Source organism: Thomasclavelia sp. (assembly GCF_047249845.1).
In the GTDB taxonomy this organism is placed as follows: domain Bacteria; phylum Bacillota_I; class Bacilli_A; order Erysipelotrichales; family Coprobacillaceae; genus Thomasclavelia.
The window spans coordinates 1-5,131 of the sequence record NZ_JBKTWO010000089.1 but is presented as its reverse complement, the minus strand read 5'-3'; the positions used below and the strand labels follow the sequence as shown (position 1 = coordinate 5,131).

Annotated in this window: 7 protein-coding genes; 6 read left to right on the top strand and 1 reads right to left on the bottom strand. The window is 28.4% G+C overall.

Features of this window, described 5'->3' with window-relative positions; translation table 11 throughout:
• Positions 1-423 precede the first annotated feature (423 nt).
• The 5 genes from ACLR9T_RS13280 (at position 424) to ACLR9T_RS13260 (ending at position 3,196) form a co-directional block, all read left to right on the top strand.
• The gene (locus ACLR9T_RS13280; RefSeq protein ID WP_413109987.1) at positions 424-1,002 is read left to right on the top strand and encodes a DJ-1/PfpI family protein; all 579 of its coding nucleotides are present in this window, start codon (positions 424-426) and stop codon (positions 1,000-1,002) included.
• Positions 1,003-1,025: 23 nt separating this feature from the next.
• Complete coding sequence (locus ACLR9T_RS13275; RefSeq protein ID WP_413109986.1) at positions 1,026-1,325, top strand: DUF1330 domain-containing protein; 300 nt, start codon at positions 1,026-1,028, stop codon at positions 1,323-1,325.
• A gap of 93 nt (positions 1,326-1,418) precedes the next feature.
• Positions 1,419-2,177, top strand: a complete 759-nt coding sequence (locus tag ACLR9T_RS13270) for a GNAT family N-acetyltransferase (protein ID WP_413109985.1) — start codon at positions 1,419-1,421, stop codon at positions 2,175-2,177.
• 94 nt (positions 2,178-2,271) lie between these two features.
• Entirely contained in the window at positions 2,272-2,451 is a 180-nt protein-coding gene (locus tag ACLR9T_RS13265) for a hypothetical protein (RefSeq protein WP_413109984.1), read from the top strand.
• Between the two features lie 34 nt (positions 2,452-2,485).
• Positions 2,486-3,196: a phosphatase gene (locus tag ACLR9T_RS13260; RefSeq protein ID WP_413109983.1), complete on the top strand. Its 711-nt coding sequence runs from the start codon at positions 2,486-2,488 to the stop codon at positions 3,194-3,196.
• A 117-nt stretch (positions 3,197-3,313) separates the two neighbouring features.
• On the opposite strand, the gene ACLR9T_RS13255 is transcribed toward ACLR9T_RS13260, so the two are convergent.
• Positions 3,314-3,562 (bottom strand): hypothetical protein, encoded by a 249-nt coding sequence (locus tag ACLR9T_RS13255; RefSeq protein WP_413109982.1) that lies wholly within the window; start codon positions 3,560-3,562, stop codon positions 3,314-3,316.
• Between the two features lie 505 nt (positions 3,563-4,067).
• On the opposite strand from ACLR9T_RS13255, the gene ACLR9T_RS13250 reads away from it, so the two are divergent.
• Positions 4,068-5,131: anthranilate synthase component I family protein (locus ACLR9T_RS13250; RefSeq protein ID WP_413109981.1), on the top strand; the 1,064-nt coding region annotated here is incomplete at its 3' end.

Genomic DNA, 5,131 nt, shown 5'->3' with positions numbered 1-5,131 from the left:
GTATAATAAATATTGATTTATTATACTTTTTTTAATAATTATCAGTTATAACATTTATATACTTTCTATGTTATAATGAATTTATTATAAAGAGATTAAAATTAATGGTGATTAGTTTTATGTATTGTATATCGATTTTATCAAAAATATCGTATAATTTTTTTATGATTGTGATCAATGGATTAATTTTTAATTATAGTTTTTATTTTATTGTAAGGTATTTGTATAAAAAGAAAAAACTAGAAATACTTTAAAATTTGTTGCCTATTTTATAGTGTTTTTGTATATTGGAATTTCTTTTTTCTATATGATAATGATTCTTTGGTTAAAAGTTTTTATTTTAATTGGTGCTCTTATGAGAGTTGTTTTTGCAATTGATATAGCAAATCTGTATTAATACAGATATAAAAAAGGGGAAATTAAATGAAAATCTTACTTTTATGTTTGAATGCTTTTGAGATGATGGAATTTAGTCCTTTTATTGATATTATGGGATGGGCACGAGATGATTTTAATTGTGAGATTGAAGTTAAAATCTGTGGCTTTACTCAAAAAATAGAAAGTACGTTTGGGGTATGGATAACAGCTGATATTTTAATAGATAATGTAAATGTAAATGATTATGATGCTCTTGCAATACCAGGAGGATTTGAAGAATATGGCTTTTATAAAGAAGCATATCATGAAAAAACATTAAATCTAATTAAATCCTTTGATGAATTACATAAGCCAATTGCTTCAGTATGTGTTGCTGCTTTTCCATTAGCAAAAAGCGGTGTTTTAAATAATAAAAAAGCAACAACTTATCATTTAAAAGGTGGATACAAGCGGACTGAATTAGAAAAGCTTGGGGTTGTACTAGGTGATAAATGGCTTGTTGTAGATGATAATATTATAACTTCTTCATGTCCGAAAACAGCTCCTGATGTTGCATTTAAATTATTAGAGATGCTTACAACAAAGGAAAAAGCTATACAAATAAAAGCAGTAATGGGATATTAGAAGTTTAAAAGGAGGATAGTGTTATGGCTTGGTATTTTATGGTTGATACTTATATTAATGAAGAAAAAGGACGTGGAGAATATGAAGAATATATACAAGATGTAAAGCCAATTGTAGAGAATTATCATGGTGAGTATTTAGTTCGGAGTGAAAACGTATGTTCATTATGCAATAAAAGAGATCCCCAAAGAGTAATTTTAATAAGGTTTGATAGAAGAGAAGATTTAGATGCCTGCTTTTCGTCTGCTGAATATCAAGCAATAATGTCAAAACGAGTTAACAATGTTGATAGCAGGGCAATCATTGTAGAGGGGATTAAATAGATTTTAAATTAATATTTTTTGGAATAGAAAAGTTTAGAGGTAATTTTGAAGAATAAAATAAACAATTAAATTTATAGAATGGGGAAAATTAAAATGTGTGATGAATATATAAACTTGACATCAGAAAATTTGGGTGATGAACATTTATGCTGTATTATCCGTACTAAAAAATTACATCCAGGTGTTGAAGCTAAAAGACAGTGGCTTTCTAAGCGATTAAAAGAAGGACATGTTTTTAGAAAGTTAAATGTTAAAGGTACTGTATTTATAGAATATGCTCCGCTTGAAACAGCTTGGGTTCCCATTATAGGAGATAACTTTTATTATATCTATTGTTTGTGGGTCTTGGGTGAGTATAAAGGTAAAGGACATGCGAGAGAATTAATTGAATATTGTTTAACAGATGCTAAAAAAAATGGTAAATCTGGTGTTTGTATGCTTGGATCAATTAGGCAAAAAGCTTGGCTTTCTAACCAGGAGTTTGTAAAAAAGTTTGGTTTTAAAGTTGTGGATACTACTGAAAGTGGATATGAACTGTTAGCACTTTCTTTTGATGGTACGACACCAAGGTTTGGTCAAACTGCAAAAAAGTGTAGTATTGAAAATAAAGAGTTAACCATTTATTATGATATGCAATGTCCATTTATCTATCAAAATATTCAAGTACTAAAAGAGTATTGTTCTACTCATGATGTCTCAGCTTCTTTTATTGAAGTGGATACATTAGAAAAGGCAAAGGAATTACCAGGAGTTTTTAATAACTGGGCATTATTTTATAATGGTAAATTTGAAACAGTGAATTTATTAGATGTTGCTCACATAAAAAAGATTCTAAAAAAAGCACGGGAGTAAATTTAAATTAATCTAAAAGATATAATTTCGTTATTAATTATTTATAATAAATGAGTTTGTTAAATAATTACATATTAAAGAGGTGGTGAAGAACATGAAAACTTTTATCATATATCTATTTCTTTTCTTTATTGGTTCGTTAATTGCTGATATTTTTATTGTTCAATCACCAATTACATTAAAATTAATTATTAAAGATATAATAGCTTGTGTAATTAGTACTAGTATTATATTAATTATAGACAAGAAGCTTAAAGATGATAAAAAATTATAAAATGATAACTATAGATATTGGAGATAATACAGAGATGGAAAAGATTGAATTAGATGTACATACCCATACATTAGCAAGTGGACATGCTTATTCAACAATTAGTGAAATGGTTACAGAAGCTAAAAATAAGGAAATAAAATTATTAGGAATTGTTGAACATGATCAGGGGATTCCAGGTACTTGTGATCCTATTTATTTTAAGAACTTAGGTGTTGTTCCTAGAGAAATTAATGGTGTAAAATTATTATTAGGAATTGAAGTTAATATTCTAGATCATGAGGGTAATTTAAGTATTAGTGATGATTTGTATCAATATGTAGACTATTGCATGGCTGGAATTCACTTACAATGTTATCAACCAGGAACAATAGAGCAAAATACTAAAGCAGTAATAGAAGCGATTAAGAATCCACATATTAGTATTATTGTACATCCAGATGATGGCAATTGTCAGCTTGATTATAAAGAGGTTGTTTTGGCGGCTAAAAAATATCATACATTATTAGAAGTAAATAATAATGCTTTGCGTAGTGCCTCAAGGCTTAATTCACGCAATAATGTAATTGAAATGCTTTATTTGTGTAAAGAATATCGGGTTAAAATTGTTTTAGGTAGTGATGCGCATATTCATTATGATATTATTAATTTTGACCAAATTGAAGACATATTGAAAGAAACTAATTTTCCTGAAGAGCTAATAGTAAATTATGATGTAGAAGGTTTTTTAGAATATGTTAAAATGTAAATTGCAGATAATAAAAACAAGTGAGATTTTATTTCTCACTTGTTTATTTTTATCGTTGAATTTATCATCAAATCGTTTGATTCCCATCAATCAATTCTTATCTTATAAGACCCAACCTCAGTGGGCCACCAATATAATTGGGGGTCTACGTTTCATATTTAGTAGGTAATCCTTTTTTGGATTAATTCTAAGGATCAACGGAGTTACTTTTGTATGAATAGATTTTATAAAACCTAATTTTGGATAAATAAATTTATCTTCTGTATCAGCTTCTTTAACTAATAAACGATATGTATTCAACAACGTTTCACTTAAAACTAACAATGTATAAAGCATTAACACTGTAAGTACATACATTTCATTCATATTATCAACTCCTTTCTACTAACCCTTTCCTCACTATTATAATAGCATATTTTCCATTAAAATGGAAGCGTTTTCAATAAAAAAGTAATAATTTTTATTGATAAAATCAACTAAAATAGAATATGGCTATAATTGTGAAAAATGTTTAAAAATAAAAACATTCAAAAATAATTAATAATTCATTGACAGTAATAAAAAATAGTTATATGATTTTTACAAGGAAACCGATGAAGTGGAGATAAAAATAGATCGTGCACTTACAGAGAGCTTGGATGGTGAAAACAAGCAGAACGCAGCCTATTAAATGGACCACTGAGGGCAAAGTGAAAAGCAGATGCTGAGTATTCTTTGACGTTAGACTTACGTAAGTAGTCATAGATGTGATAGCATCTACTAAGAGCACGAGTGTATCGTGAAACAAGGTGGCACCGCGGAAGTATATCCGTCCTTGACAGAATTCTTTTCTGTCGGGACGGTTTTTTGTTTAAGAAGGAGGAAGATAGCGATGTATTATCCAACATTAGAACAGGTAAGAACAATTGTAAAAGATGGGGAATATGATTTAGTACCAATCAGTAAAGAAATTTATGGAGATGGTATTACCCCAATTGAAGTAATGCGAATTTTAAAAAATTATAGTAAACATTGTTATATGTTAGAGAGTGTGGATGATACAAAGCGCTGGAGTCGCTATACTTTTATGGGGTATAAACCTAAAAGTGAAATAACTTGTTTAAATAATATAATGAATGTAGATGGTAGAAAATTTAAAGTTGATCATCCAGGAATTTATCTTAAGAAGTTATTAAAACAATATCGAAGTCCTAAGGTTGCAGGATTTCCAACCTTTACTGGAGGATTAGTTGGTTATTTTGCTTATGATTATTTTAAATATAGTGAACCGGTATTAAATTTAAAAAATGATGATAGAGAAGGATTTAATGATGTTGATTTAATGTTATTTGATCAGGTCATTTGTTTTGATAATTATAAACAGAAAATTATTTTGATTGTTAATGCCGAAGTTAGAAATCTTGATGAGAGTTATCAAGAAGCATTAACAAAACTTGATGAGTTGCATCATTTAATTACTAAGGGAATTAAAGCTAAAGTTGAAAATTTAAAATTAGAAAGTAATTTTAAATCTTTATTTAATCAAAATGAATATTGTTTAATGGTTGAAAAAGCAAAACAATATATTAAAGAGGGAGATATCTTTCAAGTAGTTTTATCAAATCGATTAGAAGCAAAAGCTGCTGGTAGTTTATTTGATACATATCGTGTATTAAGAACTACAAACCCTTCACCATATATGTTTTATTTTTCAAGTGATAATCAGGAGATTGCAGGGGCTTCTCCAGAAACTTTAGTGAAGTTGGAGGATAGGAGTTTATATACTTATCCTTTAGCGGGAACAAGACCAAGGGGGAAGGATGAAATCGAAGATGAATTAATAAAGAAGGATTTATTAGCTGATCAAAAGGAGTTAGCAGAACATAATATGTTAGTTGATTTAGGTAGAAATGATATTGGAAGAATTGCTAAATTTGGTAGTGTAAAAGTAGAGAA

Bases quoted from the DNA above. Each gene is read 5' to 3' on its own strand.
- ACLR9T_RS13280 (WP_413109987.1), top strand. From the start codon at position 424: ATGAAAATCTTACTTTTATGTTTGAATGCTTTTGAGATGATGGAATTT.
- ACLR9T_RS13255 (WP_413109982.1), bottom strand. From the start codon at position 3,562: ATGAATGAAATGTATGTACTTACAGTGTTAATGCTTTATACATTGTTA.
- ACLR9T_RS13270 (WP_413109985.1), top strand. From the start codon at position 1,419: ATGTGTGATGAATATATAAACTTGACATCAGAAAATTTGGGTGATGAA.
- ACLR9T_RS13260 (WP_413109983.1), top strand. From the start codon at position 2,486: ATGGAAAAGATTGAATTAGATGTACATACCCATACATTAGCAAGTGGA.
- ACLR9T_RS13265 (WP_413109984.1), top strand. From the start codon at position 2,272: ATGAAAACTTTTATCATATATCTATTTCTTTTCTTTATTGGTTCGTTA.
- ACLR9T_RS13275 (WP_413109986.1), top strand. From the start codon at position 1,026: ATGGCTTGGTATTTTATGGTTGATACTTATATTAATGAAGAAAAAGGA.